The following is a 17,327-nucleotide window of genomic DNA, read 5'->3' as shown; positions in this document are numbered from 1 at the left end:
CCGCCGTGCGGATACTACCGAGAGCGCGCCAGGCCGCTCGCCTCCGGTGTGAAGGGGGAAGCCGCCCCAGGTGGTTGCCCTCTGAAAGTTTTCATGCATAGAGTCGCGGCATGAATGACCCGGTGCTCCAGGCGACGGCCGAGCAGGTGCTCGACCTGTTCGACGGGGTACGGCTCACCCCGACCCAACGCCGGATCGCGCACTGTCTCGTGCAGCACGCACCGACGGTGGCGTACCTGTCCGCCGCGGAGGTCGCCGAGCTGGCCGGGGTCAGTCAGCCCTCGGTCACCCGGTTCGCCGTCGCGCTTGGCCACGACGGCTACCCGGCGCTGCGCCGCCGACTGCGGGACCTGACCACCACCACGCCGGGCGGTCCGGCGGACGCCTCCAACGAGCTCCAGCAGGCGGTACGCGCCGAGATGGGCAACCTGGAGCGGCTGGCGGGTCAACTCGCCGACACCGAGCGGATCGCCGAGACCGGTCGGCTGCTCGCGGCCAGCCGACCGCTGCCGGTGCTGGGCCTGCGTGCCGCCGCGCCACTGGCCGCGTACTTCGCCTACTTCGCCGCCAAGGTCCACCCGGACGTGCGGGTGCTCAACGACGGCGGCAGCCTGCTCACCGACCGTCTGGAGCAGGCCGCCGAGTCCGGGGCGTCGGCCGTGCTCGCCTTCGTGCTGCCCCGCTACCCCCGGGAGACCCTGGACGCCCTGGGCGAGGCGCGGGCCGCCGGACTGACCGTCGTGGCGATCACCGACTCCCCGGTCAGCCCGGCCACCGAACACGCCGACGTGGTGCTGCCGGCCGCCGTCGGCGCGCAACTCGTCTTCGACCTGCACACGGCCCCGATGACCCTGGCGATGGTCCTGTTGCAGGCCATCTGCGACGCCGCGCCGACCGACACCCAGCGCCGCCTGGAGGCGTTCGAAGCCTCCGCGGCCCGCCGACAGTTGTTCCTCGGATGACCGGAGGAGAAGCAGAGATGACCCAGCCCATCCGTGCCGCACGGGGCAGCCAGCTCACCACCCGCGGGTGGCAGCAGGAGGCCGCCCTGCGGATGCTGATGAACAACCTCGACCCGGAGGTGGCCGAACGCCCCGACGACCTGGTTGTCTACGGCGGGACCGGCAAGGCGGCGCGGGACTGGCCGTCGTACCACGCGTTGGTGCGTACGCTGACCGACCTGCGCGCGGACGAGACGATGCTGGTGCAGTCCGGCCGCCCGGTCGGGGTGCTGCGCACGCACGAGTGGGCGCCCCGGGTGCTGCTGGCGAACTCGAACCTGGTGGGTGACTGGGCGACCTGGCCGGAGTTCCGTCGCCTCGAACAGCTCGGCCTGACCATGTACGGGCAGATGACCGCCGGTTCGTGGATCTACATCGGCACGCAGGGCATCCTCCAGGGCACCTACGAGACGTTCGCCGCCGTGGCCGCCAAGAGGTTCGGCGGAACCCTGGCCGGGACGCTGACGCTCACCGCCGGGTGCGGTGGAATGGGTGGCGCGCAGCCCCTCGCGGTCACGATGAACGACGGCGTCTGCCTGATCGTGGACGTAGACCGGACCCGCCTGGACCGCCGGGTGCACGACCGCTACCTGGACGAGGTGGCCGACTCGCTGGACGACGCCGTCGCACGGGTCCGCGCGGCGAAGCGGGACCGGCGCGCGTTGAGCGTCGGCGTGGTCGGCAACGCCGCCGAGGTCTTTCCGGAGCTGCTCGGTCGGGGCGTCGAGATCGACATCGTGACCGACCAGACCAGCGCGCACGATCCCCTGGCGTACCTGCCGGTGGGGATGGACCTGGCCGACGCCCGGGACTACGCCGCCGCGAAGCCGGCCGAGTTCACCGACCGGGCCCGCGCGTCGATGGCACGGCACGTCGAGGCGATGGTCGGGTTCCTCGACGCCGGGGCCGAGGTCTTCGACTACGGCAACTCGATCCGGGGCGAGGCGCAGCTGGGCGGCTACCAGCGGGCGTTCGACTTCCCGGGCTTCGTGCCCGCGTACATCCGGCCGCTGTTCTGCGAGGGCCGGGGCCCGTTCCGGTGGGCGGCGCTCTCCGGCGACCCGGCCGACATCACCGCCACCGATCGGGCCATCCTGGACCTGTTCCCGGAGAACGAGTCCCTGGCCCGCTGGATCAAGCTGGCCGGCGAGCGGGTCGCGTTCCAGGGCCTGCCGGCCCGGATCTGCTGGCTCGGCCAGGGCGAGCGGGACCGGGCGGGCGTGCGGTTCAACGACATGGTCGCCTCCGGTGAGCTCGCCGCTCCGGTGGTGATCGGGCGGGACCACCTGGACACCGGCAGCGTCGCGAGCCCGTACCGGGAGACCGAGGGAATGGCCGACGGCTCCGACGCCATCGCGGACTGGCCGCTGCTGAACGCGCTGGTCAACACCGCCAGCGGCGCGTCCTGGGTGTCCATCCACCACGGCGGCGGCGTCGGCATCGGCCGGTCGATCCACGCCGGGCAGGTCTGCGTGGCCGACGGCACCGCCCTGGCGGGACAGAAGATCGAGCGGGTGCTCACCAACGACCCGGCGATGGGCGTCATCCGGCACGTCGACGCCGGCTACGACAGCGCCCGCGAGGTTGCCGAGCGCACCGGCGTCCGGGTTCCCATGACCGAGGGTGATAACGCGTGAGCGACGACCTGCCCGGCCGGTTCCGGGCGTTGTGGGACGAGATCGCGCCGGTCGGGCGGGACGCTGACAGCGGCGGCTACCTGCGGTACGCGTTGACCGAGCCGGAACACCAGTTGCGGGCCTGGTTCCACGGGCAGGCCGACCGTCGCGGCCTGCCGGTCAGCGAGGACGGCAACGGCAACCTGTTCGCCCACTGGGGTGACCCGGAGGGCGCCGACGCGGTGCTGACCGGCAGTCACTTCGACTCGGTGCCGCACGGCGGGGCGTACGACGGTCCGCTCGGCATCGTCAGCGCGTTCCTCGCCGTGGACGAGCTGCGCGCCGCCGGCGCCACCCCGGTCCGGCCGCTGGTGGTGGCCGCATTCGTGGAGGAGGAGGGCGCGCGCTTCGGCGTACCCTGCCTGGGGTCGCGGCTGCTCACCGGCGCGCTGACGGCCGACCGCGCTGCCGGCCTGCGCGACGCGGCCGGGGTGAGCTTCGCCGACGCGCTCGGCGGGCGGCCGGCGGGCGCCCGCCCGGAGCTGCTGGGCCGCTTCGGGGCCTTCGTGGAGCTGCACGTCGAGCAGGGCCGCGCGCTCGTCGACGCGGACGCGCCGGTCGGGGTGGCCAGCGCGATCTGGCCGCACGGCCGCTGGCGCTTCGACGTGGTCGGTGAGGGCAACCACGCAGGTACGACGCGGATGGAGGACCGCCGCGACCCGATGCTGACCTACGCGTTCACGGTGCTGGCCGCCAACAAGGAGGCCCGGCTGCGCGGCGCGCACGCCACCGTGGGGCGGGTCGCCGTGGAGCCCAACGCCACCAACGCCATTCCGTCGAAGGTGACCGGCTGGCTGGACGCCCGCGCCGCCGACCCGGAGACGCTGACCGGGCTGGTCGACGCGGTCCGGGCCAAGCTCGCCGAGCGGGCCCGCCGCGACGGTACGGAGGTGACGGTCACCGAGGAGTCGGTGACCCCGCTGGTCGCCTTCGACGGCGACCTGGCCCAGCGGCTGGCGACGCTGCTGGACGCGCCGGTGCTGCCCACCGGGGCGGGGCACGACGCCGGGGTGCTCGCGGCGCACCTGCCCACGGCGATGGTGTTCGTGCGGAACCCGACCGGCGTGTCGCACTCCCCCGCCGAGGCCGCGAGCGACGACGACTGCGCCGCCGGGGTGCGCGCGCTGGCCCGGGTGCTCGAGGAGCTGACATGCCGCTGACCCGCTGGCTGGCCGAGTACGCCTGGCTGCCCAACCTCGCCGAGCCCACTCCCGAGGTGCTCATCGAGACCGATGGCGGCCGGATCACCGGTGTGACCGCGTTGGCCCCCGCCGGGGGGCCGAGGGCCGGAGTCGACGTGTACACCGACGCCGTGCCGCTGCCCGGCCTGACGGTGCCGGGCCTGGCCAACGTGCACTCGCACGCCTTCCACCGGGCCCTGCGCGGGCGTACCCACGGTGGGCGGGGTGACTTCTTCTCCTGGCGGGACCGGATGTACGCCGTCGCGGACCGGCTGGACCCGGACACCTACCTGGCGCTGGCCCGGGCGGTCTACGCCGAGATGGCGCTCGCGGGGATCACCTGCGTGGGCGAGTTCCACTACCTGCACCACCGGCCCGACGGCGGCGCGTACGACGACCCGAACGCGATGGGCGCGGCGCTGGTCGAGGCCGCCGCGCACGCCGGTGTCCGGCTCACCCTGCTGGACACCTGCTATCTGACCTCCACGGTGGACGGTCGGCCGCTCGCCGGCCCGCAGCGGCGCTTCGGTGACGGCGACGCGGCCCGCTGGGCACAGCGAGCAGGGGCGTTCGCGCCGACGGACTCCCACGTGCGGGTCGGCGCGGCCGTGCACTCGGTACGGGCGGTCCCCGCCGACCAGCTCCGGACGGTCGCCGACTGGGCCCGCGACCGGCAGGCCCCGCTGCACGTGCACCTCTCCGAACAGCCCGCCGAGAACGACGAGTGCCGGGCCGTGCACGGGCGTACGCCCACCGCGCTGCTCGCCGAGCACGGCGTACTCGGGCCGGACACCACAGCCGTGCACGCCACCCACCCCACCGGCGCGGACCTGACCCTGCTCGCCGACAGCCGGACCGGCGTGTGCCTCTGCCCCACCACCGAGCGGGACCTCGCCGACGGTATCGGCCCGGCCCGTCGGATGGCCGACGCGGGAATCCGGCTGAGCCTGGGCAGCGACAGCCACGCCCTGATCGACCTGTTCGAGGAGGCCCGCGCCGTGGAGCTGGACGAACGGCTGCGCACCCGTCGCCGCGGCCACTTCACCCCTGTCGACCTGCTCAACGCCGCCACCGCCACCGGGCACGCCGCGCTGGGCTGGGCCGACGCCGGACGCATCGCCGTCGGCGCCCGCGCCGACCTGGTGACGGTTCGGCTCGACAGCGCCCGTACCGCCGGAGTGCCACCGGTGGGGGCGTTCTTCGCGGCCGGCGCGGCCGACGTCGACCAGGTCGTGGTGGACGGCCGGGTGGTGGTGGCCGAGGGCCGGCACCTGAGCGTGGACGTACCGACCGAGCTGTCGGCGTCGATCGAGGCGGTGATTCCCTCATGAGCACCCTGCTGGTCGACAACATCGGGGAGCTGGTCACCAACGGCATCGGCGCGGACCCGCTGGGCATCCGCCGCACGGCCGCCGTCCTCGTCGAGGAGGGCCAGGTGGCCTGGGTCGGGCCGTCCGCGTACGCGCCGGCCGCCGACCGACGGATCGACGTCGGCGGGGCCGCCGTGCTGCCCGGCTTCGTGGACAGCCACGCCCACCTGGTCTTCGCCGGGGACCGGGCCGCCGAGTTCGCCGCCCGGATGGCCGGCGAGCCGTACACCGGCGGCGGCATCCGGACCACCGTCGGCGCGACCCGGGCCGCCACCGACGGCGAGCTGCGGGCCAACGTGCGCCGGCTGCGCGGGGAGGCGCTGCGCCAGGGCACCACGACCATGGAGATCAAGAGTGGGTACGGGCTGAGCGTCGCCGACGAGGCCCGCTCGCTGCGGATCGCCGCCGAGTCCAGCAGTGAGACCACCTTCCTGGGCGCGCACGTCGTCCCCGCCGAGTACGCCGACCGGCCGGACGACTACGTCGGGCTGGTCTGCGGGCCGATGCTGGCCGCCGCCGCGCCGCACGCCAAGTGGATCGACGTGTTCTGCGAGCGGGGCGCCTTCGACGTCGACCACGCCCGCGCCATCCTCGCCTGCGGGCAGGCCGTCGGCCTGGGCGTACGGCTGCACGCCAACCAGCTCGGCCCCGGGCCCGGCGTGCGGCTCGGGGTCGAACTGGGCGCGGCCAGCGTGGACCACTGCACCTACCTCAGCGACGCCGACGTCGACGCGCTGGCCGGCACGGCCCACAGCGACGGGTTCGGGACCCGCACCGTCGCCACCCTGCTGCCGGGCGCCGAGTTCTCCACCCGCTCGCCGTACCCCGACGCACGCCGGCTGCTCGACGCCGGTGTGACAGTGGCGCTGGCGACGGACTGCAACCCCGGATCGTCGTACACCTCGTCGATGCCCTTCTGCATCGCCCTCGCGGTCCGCGAGATGCGGATGACCCCGGCGGAGGCGGTCTGGGCCGCCACCGCCGGTGGCGCGCGGGCGCTGCGCCGCGACGACGTCGGCGTGCTCACTCCCGGCGCGCGGGCCGACCTGGTCGTCCTGGATGCCCCCTCGTACCTGCACCTGGCCTACCGGCCCGGTGTCCCCCTGATCCGCCAGGTAATACGCAACGGAGTACCGCAATGACGCACGTGACCATCCAGCCCACCGGGATCACCGCCGAGGACGTGCTCGCGGTGGCCCGTGGCACCGCCACGGTCGTCCTCGACCCGGCCGCCCGGGACGCGATGGCGACCAGCCGCGCGATCGTGGACGGCATCGAAGCCGACGGACGACCGGTGTACGGCGTGTCGACCGGATTCGGGGCCCTGGCGAACACCTTCGTCGCCCCGGAGCGGCGGGCCGAGCTGCAACACGCGCTGATCCGCTCGCACGCCGCCGGGGTGGGCGCCCCGATGCCGCGTGAGGTGGTCCGGGCCATGATGCTGCTGCGCGTACGCTCGCTCGCCCTGGGCCGTTCCGGGGTCCGGCCGCTGGTCGCCGAGGCGCTCGTCGACCTGCTCAACCACGACATCACCCCGTGGGTGCCGGAGCACGGTTCGCTGGGCGCGTCCGGTGACCTGGCGCCGCTCGCGCACTGCGCGCTGGTGCTGCTCGGCGAGGGCTGGGTGCTGGGCCCGACCGGCGAGCGGCAGGACGCGGCCGACGTGCTGGCCGCCAACGGGCTCAAGCCGATCGAGCTGGCCGCCAAGGAAGGGCTGGCGCTGATCAACGGCACCGACGGCATGCTCGGCATGCTGCTGCTGGCGATCCACGACGCGGGGCACCTCTTCGCGATGGCGGACGTGACCGCCGCGCTCGCCATCGAGGCGATGCTCGGCTCGGAGCGGCCGTTCCTGCCCGAGTTGCACACCATCCGCCCGCACCCCGGCCAGGCGACGTCCGCGGCGAACATCCACCGGCTGTTGCAGGACTCCCGCGTGATGGACTCACACCGCGACGACCTGGCGCACGCCGTGCAGGACGCGTACTCGATGCGCTGCGCGCCGCAGGTGGCCGGCGCGGCCCGGGACACCCTGGACTTCGTCCGCACGGTCGCGGCCCGGGAGCTGGTGTCCGTCGTGGACAACCCGGTTGTGCTTCCCGACGGGCGGGTCGAGTCGACCGGGAACTTCCACGGCGCACCGCTGGGCTTCGCCGCCGACTTCCTCGCCATCGCCGCCGCCGAGGTGGGTGCGATCGCCGAGCGGCGCGTGGACCGGCTGCTGGACGTCACCCGCTCACGGGAGCTGCCGGCGTTCCTCTCCCCCGACGCCGGGGTCAACTCCGGGCTGATGATCGCCCAGTACACGGCGGCCGGGATCGTCGCGGAGAACCGGCGGCTGGCCGCGCCCGCGTCGGTGGACTCGCTGCCCACCAGCGGCATGCAGGAGGACCACGTCTCGATGGGCTGGGCGGGGGCCAAGAAGCTGCGCACCGTGCTGGACAACCTGACCAGCCTGCTCGCCGTCGAGCTGCTGGCCGGCGTACGCGGTCTGCAACTGCGCGAACCGCTGGTGCCGTCGCCGGCCGGCCGGGCCGCCGTCGCCGCCCTCGGTCAGGCGGCCGGCGCACCCGGCCCGGACGTGTTCCTCGCACCGGTGATGGAGGCGGCTCGCGCCGTCGTCGCCGGGCCCGAGCTGCGCGCCGCCATCGAACGGGAGGTCGGCCCGCTGGGCTGACCTGCGCGGTCGCTGTCGTCCGCCGCGGGTCAGGCGGCGGGCGGCAGCACCTTGGCGACCAGCTTGGCCAGCTCGCGCAGCGCCTTGCCCCGGTGGCTGACCGCGTCCTTCTCGGTCGGGGTCAACTCGGCGTTGGTGCGCTCCTGACCGTCACCGAGGAAGATGGGGTCGTAGCCGAACCCGCCGTCGCCGCGCGGGGCGCGCAGCACGCGGCCGGGCTGCCGGCCGTCGACCAGGTGCTCCTTGCCGCCGGGCAGCACCAGCGCCACCGTGCAGACGAAGGACGCCGCCCGGTGCTCGTCCGGCACGTCGGCGATCTGGTCCAGCACGAGCTGGAGGTTGGCCTGGTCGTCGCCGTGCTTGCCGGCCCACCGGGCGCTGAACACCCCCGGCATCCCGTTCAACGCGTCCACGGCGATGCCCGAGTCGTCGGCGATCGTCGGCAACCCGGTACGCCGGCAGCCCTCCCGCGCCTTGATCAGCGCGTTCTCGCCGAAGGTGAGGCCCGTCTCCGGTAGTTCCGGGTACTCCTCGACGTCGTCGAGGCCGAGCAGGGCGATCCGGTGCGCGCCGAGCGCGCCGTCCAGAATCCGCTGAAGCTCCACCAGCTTCTTACGGTTCCGCGTGGCCAGCAGGACCTTGTTCATGCAAGTACCTTTCGCTGGGCTTCGGCCAACTCGGCACACCCGGCCACGGCCAGGTCGAGCAGGCTGTCGAGCTGGTCCCGGGCGAACACGCCGGCCTCGCCGGTGCCCTGCACCTCGACGAAGTCGCCCGCGCCGGTGCACACCACGTTCATGTCCACCTCGGCGGCCACGTCCTCCTCGTAGCAGAGATCGAGTCGGGCCTCCCCGGCGATGATGCCGACGCTGACGGCGGCCACCGAGCGGTGCATGACCTTCTCCGGCTTGCCGGCGAGGGCCTTACGGGCGGCCAGCCAGCCCACCGCGTCGTGCAGCGCGACGTACGCGCCGGTGATCGCGGCGGTCCGCGTACCGCCGTCGGCCTGGAGCACGTCGCAGTCGAGCACGATCGAGTTCTCGCCGAGGGCCTTGAGGTCGATGCTGGCCCGCAGGCTGCGACCGATCAGCCGGGAGATCTCGTGGGTACGCCCACCGACGCGGCCCTTGACGCTCTCCCGGTCGGAGCGGGTGTTGGTGGCCCGGGGCAGCATCGCGTACTCGGCGGTTACCCAGCCGAGCCCGGAGCCTTTGCGCCAGCGGGGCACGCCCTCGGTGACGCTCGCCGTGCAGAGCACCCGGGTGCCGCCGAACTCGACGAGCACCGAGCCCTCCGGGTGGGTGCTCCAGCCACGGGTCAGGGTCACCGGTCGAAGTTGAGAGGGCCCTCGCCCGTCAGGTCGCGCCATGCCTGCACCCTATGCGGTGCGGCGATCCCCCTCGACCTGGGTGTCCCGCGGCACGTCCGCGCCGTGTGCCTCGAGGAACCCGGCGACCGCCGCCGGCCAGCCGAACTCCTCGGCCCGCGCCCGGGCAGCCCGCCGCCGCTGGGCCTCCGGGCGGGCCGCGAGGCGCAGCACGGCCTCGGCCAGCGACGCTCCGGAGCCGTACGCGGCCAGTCCGGCCGAGCCGACCACCTCGGGCAACGCGCTGGCAGCGTTGACCACCACCGGCGTGCCACAGGCCAGCGCCTCCAGCCCGGCCAGGCCGAAGGTCTCCACCGGGCCGGGTGCCAGCACCACGTCCGCGCTGGCGAGCAGCGCGGCCATCCCGGCACGGTCGGGCAGGAAGCCGGTGAACGTGACCGGCAGGCCGGCCGCCCGACGGGCCAGGGATGCGCGCAGCGGGCCGTCCCCGGCCAGCACCAGAACCGCCGGCACGCCGGCCCGGCGCAGCTCGGCGAGGGCTTCGACCGCCAGCTCCGGCCGCTTCTCCGGAGACAACCGGGCGCAGTGTACGAGCAGCAGCTCGGTCGGGTCGGCGTAGCGTTCCCGCAGCCGCGGGTCGGCCCGGTCCGGTGCGAAGATGTCCAGGTCCACGCCGAGCGGCACCAGGTGCACGTTGTCGGCCCCGATGCGCGCGAACTCCTCGGCCGCCCACCGGGTCGTGCACACGATCCGGTCGTACGCCCGGCTGGTGGCCCGGTTGAGCCGGTCGGCGGTCGGGCGGCGCAGCACGTCCGGCACACCCCACTGACCGAGCAGCCCGGTCAGCGACTCGTGCGAGACCATCACGGACGGCACCCCGTGCGCCCTCGCCCAACCTCCCGTCCACCGCAGCGACGACCGGTCGGACACCTCCAACCGGTCCGGTGCCAGCTCGGCGAGCACCCGGGCCAACCGCCGCCGTCCGGCAAGCACCCGGTAACCACCCGTGCCCGGCAGCTCCGGGCCCGGCAGGGTGACGACCCGACCCCACGGGTGCCACTCGTGGGCGTCCCGTCGACCGGGCACCACCAGCACCGGATCGTGCCCCGCCGCGCGGTAACCCTCGCCGAGGTGCCGCAGCGCGGTACGCAGGCCCCCGGAGCGCTCGGTCACGAAGTTGGCGAGCCGGACGATCCGCAGCCCACCGGCCGTTCCCGTCACGAGGCAGCCGGCAGGCCGACGGTGGCGGCGCTGGCGCGTACCGCGTGATAGTGCCCGACCAGCTCGTCGCCGACGGCCGCCCAGCTACGCCGTCGCACCGCGGCGCGGGCCGCCACCCCGTACGTCCGACGCCGGTCGGCGTCCCCGGTCAGCTCGGCCACGGCGGCGGCCAGAGCCTCCCCGTCGCCCGGCGGGACCAGCAGCCCGGTCGTTCCCGAGTCGACCAGGTCGACCGGCCCGCCGCTGGCCGGCGCGACCACCGGCACCCCGGAGGCCAATGCCTCCTGCAGGGTCTGGCCGAACGTCTCGTGCGGCCCGGTGTGCACGAACACGTCCAGGCTGGCGTAGAGCCGCGCCAGGTCCTCGCCGTGCCGCACACCCAGGAAGGTCACCCCCGGCAACGCCCGCTCGAGCTGACGACGGGCCGGGCCGTCGCCGACCACCACCACCCGTACGCCCGGCAGCCGGGACGTCGCCGCCAACAGCTCCACCCGCTTCTCCGGGGCCAGCCGGCCGACGTAGCCGATCAGCAGCTCGCCGCCCGGGGCCAACCGACGGCGCAGCTCGACGCACCGCTTTGCCGGGTCGAACCGGACGGCGTCCACACCCCGGCCCCACAACCAGATCCGCTGCACCCCGTTCGCGATCAGGTCCGCGGCTGCCCGGGTCGACGGCGCGAGCGTCCGCCCGGCCAGATTGTGGATCTCCCGGAGTCGCCGCCACGCGGCCGCCTCACCCCAACTCACCCGGTACGCCCTGGCGTACGCCGCGACGTCGGTCTGGTAGACCGCCACCATCGGCAACCCGTACCGGTCGGCGAGAGTGGCCGCCCGCGCACCGAGCACGAACGGGCTGGCCAGGTGCACCACGTCCGGGGCCGCCGACAGCAGCGCCCCCGCCAGACGGGTGGTCGTCGGGACGCCCAGCCGGAAACCCTGATAACGGGGCAACGGCACACTGGGGATACGCACCACCGGGTACGGCAACCGGTCGGCGCCGTGCCGATCGGCCCCCGAGGGCGCGGGTGCGACGACGACCGGTTCGTGGCCACGGGCCAACAGGTGCTCCGCCGTGCGCACCACGGAGTGCGCGACGCCGTTGACGTCCGGCGGGAACGACTCGGTCACGATGGCGATCCGCATGTCCACACCGTGCGGGTGTCACGGGTGCGTCAGGCGACCGCCCGCTGACCGGCCGGCGAACAGTACGGCACAACACCGGGCCATCGACGACACAGGTGGCCGCGACGCGGTCAGATGTCGTAGCTGGCGCCCGCCCGGACCACCTCGAGCGGTCCGGTGTACGAGGTGGCAGCCGACTCCAGCGTGTGCGCCTCGCTGCCCCAGGCCGCGACCAGGTGGGTGAGCAGCAGCCGACCCACCGCCGCCTTCGTCGCCATCTCACCCGCCTCCCGCCCGGTCAGGTGCAGATCCGGAGGATTGTCCGCGCCGTCGAGGTAGCTGGCCTCGCACAGGAACACGTCGGCGCTCTGGGCCAGCCGCAGCAACGCGTCGCAGGGAGCGGTGTCCGACGAGTAGCACAACGAGCGGCCGTCGTGCTCCAACCGCACGCCGTACGTCTCGACGGGGTGGTTGACCCGGTCGACGGTCACCGTGAACGGCCCGATCGGGAACGTGCCCGGCTGGAGCGCGTAGAACTGGTAGACGTCGTCCACCGTGCCGTCGTCGCCGTAGGCGGCGCTGAGCCGGTCCGGGGCGCCGGCCGGGGCGTACACCGGCAGCGCCGGGTAGGGGCCCTCGGGGGCGTACCGGCGGACCACCACGTACGTCACGGCGTCGAGGATGTGGTCACAGTGCAGGTGGGTCAGCAGGATCGCGTCCGGGGCGTGCAGCCCCACGTAACGCTGGAGGCTGGACAACGACCCCGAACCGAAGTCGACCAGGAGACGGAAGCCGTCAGCCTCGACGAGGTAGGCGGAGCACGGTGACTCGGGGCCGGGGAAACTGCCGGCGCACCCAAGGACGGTCAGTCGCATCGGGTTTTCTCACTGTCACTGTCAGTAGTATTCCTGCCGGCGGTCGTACCGGCCATGATCTCTACCGACGCGTACGCCACGCTGCGCAGCCTACGCTGAGCTACCCGAGGACAAGAATCATCCGTTGGAAGTTGTCACGAACGTGACACCTGCTCACAGCGAGCCGGGCGCGGGAACGGGCCATCGACGAGTACGCCGACGGCCCGTCCACCACAGACCCCGCGATCAGGCCCAGAGCTGCCCCTCCAGCGCGTCCTCGGCATCCGCGAGGGTGCCGCCGTACGCGCCCGTGGACAGGTATTTCCAGCCACCGTCGCAGACCACGAACGCCACGTCGGCCCGCCGGCCGTCGCGGACCGCCTCGTGGGCCACCGCGAGCGCGGCGTGCAGGATCGCGCCCGTGGAGAACCCGGCGAAGATGCCCTCCACCTCGACGAGCTGACGGGTACGCAGCACCGCGTCCCGGGTGCCGACCGAGAAACGCCGAGACAGGACGGAGGCGTCGTACAGCTCCGGCACGTACCCCTCGTCGATGTTGCGCAGCCCGTAGACCAGCTCGCCGTAGCGCGGCTCGGCCGCCACGACCTGGATGCCCTCGATCTTCTCGCGCAGGTAGCGTCCGGTGCCCATCAACGTCCCGGTGGTGCCCAGCCCGGCCACGAAGTGCGTGATGGTGGGCAGGTCGTGCAGCAACTCCGGGCCGGTCGTCTCGTAGTGCGCCCGCGCGTTGGCCTCGTTGCCGTACTGGTAGAGCATCACCCAGTCCGGGTGGTCGGCGGCGATCTGCTTGGCCGTCGCGACGGCCTGGTTGGAGCCGCCGGCCGCCTCCGAGAAGATGATTTCCGCCCCGTACATACGAAGCAGCTGGACCCGCTCGATGGAGACGTTCTCAGGCATCACGCAGACCAGCCGGTACCCGCGCAGCTTGGCCACCATGGCCAACGAGATACCGGTGTTGCCGCTGGTCGGCTCCAGGATGGTGTCACCCGCCCGGAGTCGGCCGGCCTCCTCCGCCGCGCGCACCATGAACAGCGCCGCGCGATCCTTGATGCTGCCGGTCGGGTTCCGGTCCTCCAGCTTGGCCCAGAGCCGCACCGGCGGAGCGCCGTCGGGCACCGTCGGCGAGAGCCGGGGCAGACCGACGAGCGGCGTACCCCCGCAAGCGTCGAGCAGGCTGTCGTACCGCGCCATGGCGGCCTCCCTCAGCGGGCGGCGACGGCGTCGCGAGCCGCGGCCGCGCTGTCCCGGCTGATGCTGTGCGAGCTGATCGCGGCTGCCGCCGCGCTGTGCGAGCTGATCGCGGCTGCCGCCGCGAAGCCGAACGCGCCGCCGGCCACGGCCGGCAGGATGGTGACGCTGTCACCGTCGGAGAGCTTCGCGTCGAGCGCGCCGAGGAAGCGGACGTCCTCGTCGTTGACGTAGACGTTCACGAAGCGGTGCAGCACGCCGGCGTCGGTGACCAGCCGGCCACGCAGCCCGGCGTGCCGGGAGTCCAGGTCGGTGAGCAGGTCGCCCAGCGTGTCGCCGGCGCCCTCGACGACCTTGGCGCCGCCGGTGTAGCTACGCAGGATGGTGGGGATGCGAACTTCGATGGCCATGATGTCGTGCTCCTTGATCGGGTGTGCCAACGGTGACGGGAAGAAACGGGTGCGGACGCTGACGGGTCAGCGGCCGGAACACTCGTAGTCGACCGTCGCCGGGCTCTGCCCGAACATGTAGGACTGCACGGCGTGCGGGTCGACCCCGGCCTCCACGATCTGGACCGGCTCCTCGGTCACCACGCCGTCGACGATCCGGAACGACCGGATCTCCTCCGAGTCGGGCTCCCGGGTCGAGACGAGCAGGTAGTGCGCTCCCGGCTCACCGGCGAAGGAGACATCCGTCCGGGACGGGTACGCCTCGGTCGCGGTGTGCGAGTGGTAGATGACGACGGGCTCCTCGTCCCGGTCGTCCATCTCCCGCCACACCCGCAGGTGCTCCACCGAGTCGAACTCGTAGAAGGTCATGGAGCGCGCGGCATTGTCCATCGGAATGTGCCGGGTCGGGGTGTCGCTGCCGACGGCACCGGCGACGACGCCGCACGCCTCGTCGGGGTGGTCCCGGCGCGCGTGGGCGACGATCGCGTCGATGATCGACCGGTCGATGCTCAGCACGTGCACCAGCCTAACGCCTACGACGCGGGCCCTGAAGTGGTCCGGGTCACGCCTCGTCGATCAAGGCGTTGAGCAGGGACTCCTGGAGATACCCGAGATACGCGTAGACCGACAGCTGGAACACCCGGCTGGACCCCGGGTCCTCGGTCACCGCGTCGTCCAGCTCCTCGCCCAGATCCGTGCCGTCCTTGATCTCCAACCGGACGCCCATCGCCAGTCGCGCGTCGTTGAGCGCCCGCAGCCACGCCTCGGCCGCCTCGGCGTCCAGCCGCACCTCACCGCCGGCCTCGTCGGGCAGCGCGGCCAGGATGGCCCCGGCCTGGTCGATCTTCGCGGTCTTCAGGTCGCCCTCGGTGTAGCGGCGGAACTCCGCTGTGCTGGCCGTGTCCTCGGGATACGCCGCCGGGAACAGCCGGTCGACGACCGGGTCGGTGTGGTCGAACCCGTCGGTGAGCAGACCGACCACCTCGTTGGCGACCTTGCGCAGTACCCGCACCTCGTCGACGGCGAAGGTGGCGACGTAGCGGCCCGCCTGCCGCCGGAACATACTCACGAGCGATCCACGGTTGCCCACAGGCCGTACGCGTGCAACTGCGACGCGTCGTGCTCCATGCGCTCGCGGGCACCCGTGGACACGACGGCGCGGCCCTTGTGGTGCACGTCCAGCATGAGCTGTTCCGCCCTCTCCCGGCTGTAGCCGAACAGCTTCTGGAAGACCCAGGTCACGTACGTCATCAGGTTGACCGGGTCGTCCCACACGATCGTCACCCATTGCCGGTCGGGCGCCGGCACCTCGTCAGTGGCCGGCGTCTCGACCGGTGCAACCTGTGGAGCCGCCATGCCCCCCATCGTGCCACCGGTTTCCCGGAACCGAAGAACCGGAACGCCGGACGAATACGGATCGCCCGTCGTGCCCGCCGCGAAGCTGCCTCGCACCTCGTCGGATGCGAAGCGCGGAGCGGGGTCGAGCCACACGACTGTCACGCGTCAGGCGAGCAGAATGCCGTGGTCGAGCGCATCGGACAGCACCCCGTGCAGCGAGAGGCGGATCACCTCGAAGCGCCGGGAGATCTCGCGGGAGAGCTCCAACTCGACTTCGCGCAGCGCCCGCTGGGACCAGGCCCGCGCCGCGCTGTGGTTGTCGTTTCCCGGGGTGCGCCACTGCTGCCAGCACCCGCCGGAGAGCGCGACCGCGACCGGCGGAAGCACCTCGTCGCGGGTCGCCGTCGGATAGCCGGCGAGCGCGTCGATCGCCTCGGTGCCGGTCAGCCCGGCGACACCCGCCGTGCTGGTGACCAGCAGGACCCGGTCCAGGTCCCGCCCCGCGCGATGGTCGGCCAGGCCGTACTGCACGGCGGTGACGATCCGACGGCGAACCCCCTCCGCTGGTGCCCCGCCGAGGACCTGGGCGGTGGCGTCGGACACGATGCCCCGCACCGCCTGGTCGCACTGCGCGGTGGCCAGCAGCGACAGTGCCGCCATCTCCCGGTCGAGCAGATCCGGCAGTCCGGCGCGGCCGACCCCGAAGACGATCTCCTGGACGGCCCGCAGATGGATGTTCGCCAGTTCCAGGGCGAGGTGCTGGCGAATCCGCTGGGAGCACGAACGGGTCCGCCGGTCGAGCCGTTCGGACCAGTCTCCCGGGTCGGCGGCCACCGTCACGCGATCGTGCTGGCCAGGGAACACCGGGGGCTCGGCGCTGGCCCGCTGCAACCCCTCCGTCGCCGACCAGCCCACCAGCGCCCGACGCAGGTCGGCGGCCGCCTCGGGACCGTCGACAGGGAACCAGCGCGCACCGGCGAGGGACGGGACGGCCGCGAGCAGCGCCGCCCGGTGCGCCTCGACGGTCACCGCGACCGGGTCCACCTCGCCGGCCCGACCAGCCGCCGACGCAACGGACGCCCCCGTGTCGTCCGTCGCCGCGCCGTCGGTCAGAGGAGCCCAACCGGCCGTGCCGGCCGTCACCGCGAAGACGACCTCCACCGGGGCTGCGGCCACCTCGGCGAGCAGGTTCAGCTCCTGGGCGGTGAACGCCTGGTCGGCCGCGATGACGAAGAGCAGCGCGCCGGCCCGGCCGACGGCGTCGCGTAGCACCCGGACGCCGGCCACCCCGAGCGCGCCGGTGTCCGGCGTGTCGATCAGGGTGAAGTGACGCAGCAGCGGCTCGGGCACGCTCAGCTCGACCCGCCGTGGCGGGCGGGCCAACGCCGGACCGGCCGCGTCCCGGTCGGCGCCGTACGAGTGCGGCTGGCGGTAGCCGGGGACGAACGCCGCCCGCGTCGGCACCTTGGCGTGCCGGACCACCAGCCAACTGCCCGCCGGCACGGTGAGCATCACCGGGTCGAGGCCGACGAGGGTGGCGAGCACGGCACGCCGGTCGGCGCCGGCGGGACCGACGGCGACCACGCCGAGCGGCTCGTCCGCCCGGGGACCGGGCACTTCGAGCTCGGTGGGCAGCGGGCCACAGCTGGGCAGATCGGCTGAGCTGGCCATGTCGCCGGACGAGTCGAGCGAGGGGAGAGGGCCCTGCTGCATCGGGTGGCCTCCCGGGGCTGGCGACCGGCGCGCCGGTCGCATGGAAATTCCGGTGACATCAGCCGGATGCCCGAAGAGTACTTTGGGCCGGCCGACCAGGACGAATACCGCAGATACTCACCGGTAATTGTGCGACTACTCAACTTCGGTGCGTGACGATACGGGCGCGGACGGAATTCGATGGATATGC

17 protein-coding genes are annotated in these 17,327 nt (G+C 73.3%); 6 read left to right on the top strand and 11 right to left on the bottom strand.

Annotated elements, in window-relative coordinates:
- Positions 1-110: 110 nt before the first annotated feature.
- The 6 genes from ABZU91_RS00725 to hutH are packed head-to-tail and all read left to right on the top strand — an operon-like array spanning position 111 to position 7,905.
- Entirely contained in the window at positions 111-962 is an 852-nt protein-coding gene (locus ABZU91_RS00725) for a MurR/RpiR family transcriptional regulator (protein WP_355232849.1), read from the top strand.
- Between the two features lie 17 nt (positions 963-979).
- On the top strand, positions 980-2,638 hold the full coding sequence (gene hutU / locus ABZU91_RS00720; protein WP_355232848.1) for a urocanate hydratase: 1,659 nt from the start codon (positions 980-982) through the stop codon (positions 2,636-2,638).
- A complete protein-coding gene (locus tag ABZU91_RS00715) occupies positions 2,635-3,837 on the top strand; it encodes an allantoate amidohydrolase (protein ID WP_355232847.1) in 1,203 nt (400 codons plus the stop codon). The genes hutU and ABZU91_RS00715 overlap by 4 nt, the downstream gene beginning before the upstream one ends.
- Positions 3,834-5,189 (top strand): formimidoylglutamate deiminase, encoded by a 1,356-nt coding sequence (locus ABZU91_RS00710; RefSeq protein WP_355233077.1) that lies wholly within the window; start codon positions 3,834-3,836, stop codon positions 5,187-5,189. The genes ABZU91_RS00715 and ABZU91_RS00710 overlap by 4 nt, the downstream gene beginning before the upstream one ends.
- Positions 5,186-6,370: an imidazolonepropionase gene (hutI, locus tag ABZU91_RS00705; RefSeq protein ID WP_355232846.1), complete on the top strand. Its 1,185-nt coding sequence runs from the start codon at positions 5,186-5,188 to the stop codon at positions 6,368-6,370. The genes ABZU91_RS00710 and hutI overlap by 4 nt, the downstream gene beginning before the upstream one ends.
- Positions 6,367-7,905, top strand: coding sequence for a histidine ammonia-lyase (gene hutH, locus ABZU91_RS00700; RefSeq protein ID WP_355232845.1), 1,539 nt, complete (start codon positions 6,367-6,369; stop codon positions 7,903-7,905). Before hutI ends, hutH begins: the two co-directional genes overlap by 4 nt.
- 29 nt (positions 7,906-7,934) lie before the next feature.
- Here the strand turns inward: hutH and rdgB are convergent, their stop codons facing one another.
- The 11 genes from rdgB to ABZU91_RS00645 form a co-directional block, all read right to left on the bottom strand.
- Positions 7,935-8,552: an RdgB/HAM1 family non-canonical purine NTP pyrophosphatase gene (rdgB, locus tag ABZU91_RS00695; protein WP_355232844.1), complete on the bottom strand. Its 618-nt coding sequence runs from the start codon at positions 8,550-8,552 to the stop codon at positions 7,935-7,937.
- The gene (gene rph, locus ABZU91_RS00690) at positions 8,549-9,274 is read right to left on the bottom strand and encodes a ribonuclease PH (protein ID WP_355232843.1); all 726 of its coding nucleotides are present in this window, start codon (positions 9,272-9,274) and stop codon (positions 8,549-8,551) included. The genes rdgB and rph overlap by 4 nt, the downstream gene beginning before the upstream one ends.
- A 9-nt stretch (positions 9,275-9,283) precedes the next feature.
- Complete coding sequence (locus ABZU91_RS00685) at positions 9,284-10,453, bottom strand: glycosyltransferase (protein WP_355232842.1); 1,170 nt, start codon at positions 10,451-10,453, stop codon at positions 9,284-9,286.
- Positions 10,450-11,595: a glycosyltransferase family 1 protein gene (locus ABZU91_RS00680; protein ID WP_355232841.1), complete on the bottom strand. Its 1,146-nt coding sequence runs from the start codon at positions 11,593-11,595 to the stop codon at positions 10,450-10,452. The genes ABZU91_RS00685 and ABZU91_RS00680 overlap by 4 nt, the downstream gene beginning before the upstream one ends.
- A gap of 110 nt (positions 11,596-11,705) precedes the next feature.
- Positions 11,706-12,449 carry an MBL fold metallo-hydrolase gene (locus ABZU91_RS00675; protein WP_355232840.1) on the bottom strand — a complete coding sequence of 248 codons (744 nt, stop codon included), beginning with the start codon at positions 12,447-12,449 and terminating at the stop codon, positions 11,706-11,708.
- 225 nt (positions 12,450-12,674) lie between these two features.
- The gene (locus ABZU91_RS00670) at positions 12,675-13,640 is read right to left on the bottom strand and encodes a pyridoxal-phosphate dependent enzyme (protein ID WP_355232839.1); all 966 of its coding nucleotides are present in this window, start codon (positions 13,638-13,640) and stop codon (positions 12,675-12,677) included.
- An 11-nt stretch (positions 13,641-13,651) separates the two neighbouring features.
- Positions 13,652-14,047 (bottom strand): MoaD/ThiS family protein, encoded by a 396-nt coding sequence (locus ABZU91_RS00665; RefSeq protein WP_355232838.1) that lies wholly within the window; start codon positions 14,045-14,047, stop codon positions 13,652-13,654.
- Positions 14,048-14,113: 66 nt separating this feature from the next.
- On the bottom strand, positions 14,114-14,602 hold the full coding sequence (locus ABZU91_RS00660) for a M67 family metallopeptidase (RefSeq protein ID WP_355232837.1): 489 nt from the start codon (positions 14,600-14,602) through the stop codon (positions 14,114-14,116).
- Positions 14,603-14,648: 46 nt separating this feature from the next.
- Positions 14,649-15,149 carry a DUF2017 domain-containing protein gene (locus ABZU91_RS00655; RefSeq protein WP_355233076.1) on the bottom strand — a complete coding sequence of 167 codons (501 nt, stop codon included), beginning with the start codon at positions 15,147-15,149 and terminating at the stop codon, positions 14,649-14,651.
- A gap of 2 nt (positions 15,150-15,151) precedes the next feature.
- Complete coding sequence (clpS, locus tag ABZU91_RS00650) at positions 15,152-15,442, bottom strand: ATP-dependent Clp protease adapter ClpS (RefSeq protein ID WP_234581506.1); 291 nt, start codon at positions 15,440-15,442, stop codon at positions 15,152-15,154.
- Between the two features lie 147 nt (positions 15,443-15,589).
- Positions 15,590-17,137, bottom strand: a complete 1,548-nt coding sequence (locus ABZU91_RS00645) for a hypothetical protein (protein ID WP_355232836.1) — start codon at positions 17,135-17,137, stop codon at positions 15,590-15,592.
- Between the last annotated feature and the right edge of the window lie 190 nt (positions 17,138-17,327).

It is taken from the genome of Micromonospora sp. NPDC005174 (assembly GCF_040608495.1).
Taxonomy (GTDB): Bacteria; Actinomycetota; Actinomycetes; order Mycobacteriales; family Micromonosporaceae; genus Micromonospora.
The sequence above is the reverse complement of the archived record's forward strand: the minus strand, read 5'-3'. Positions and strand labels throughout refer to the sequence as shown.

Coding starts and splice junctions, on each gene's coding strand:
- ABZU91_RS00680 (WP_355232841.1), bottom strand. CDS start 11,595: ATGCGGATCGCCATCGTGACCGAGTCGTTCCCGCCGGACGTCAACGGC.
- ABZU91_RS00655 (WP_355233076.1), bottom strand. CDS start 15,149: ATGTTCCGGCGGCAGGCGGGCCGCTACGTCGCCACCTTCGCCGTCGAC.
- ABZU91_RS00670 (WP_355232839.1), bottom strand. CDS start 13,640: ATGGCGCGGTACGACAGCCTGCTCGACGCTTGCGGGGGTACGCCGCTC.
- hutU (WP_355232848.1), top strand. CDS start 980: ATGACCCAGCCCATCCGTGCCGCACGGGGCAGCCAGCTCACCACCCGC.
- rph (WP_355232843.1), bottom strand. CDS start 9,274: ATGGCGCGACCTGACGGGCGAGGGCCCTCTCAACTTCGACCGGTGACC.
- clpS (WP_234581506.1), bottom strand. CDS start 15,442: ATGGCGGCTCCACAGGTTGCACCGGTCGAGACGCCGGCCACTGACGAG.
- ABZU91_RS00725 (WP_355232849.1), top strand. CDS start 111: ATGAATGACCCGGTGCTCCAGGCGACGGCCGAGCAGGTGCTCGACCTG.
- ABZU91_RS00675 (WP_355232840.1), bottom strand. CDS start 12,449: ATGCGACTGACCGTCCTTGGGTGCGCCGGCAGTTTCCCCGGCCCCGAG.
- ABZU91_RS00645 (WP_355232836.1), bottom strand. CDS start 17,137: ATGCAGCAGGGCCCTCTCCCCTCGCTCGACTCGTCCGGCGACATGGCC.
- hutH (WP_355232845.1), top strand. CDS start 6,367: ATGACGCACGTGACCATCCAGCCCACCGGGATCACCGCCGAGGACGTG.
- rdgB (WP_355232844.1), bottom strand. CDS start 8,552: ATGAACAAGGTCCTGCTGGCCACGCGGAACCGTAAGAAGCTGGTGGAG.
- ABZU91_RS00665 (WP_355232838.1), bottom strand. CDS start 14,047: ATGGCCATCGAAGTTCGCATCCCCACCATCCTGCGTAGCTACACCGGC.
- hutI (WP_355232846.1), top strand. CDS start 5,186: ATGAGCACCCTGCTGGTCGACAACATCGGGGAGCTGGTCACCAACGGC.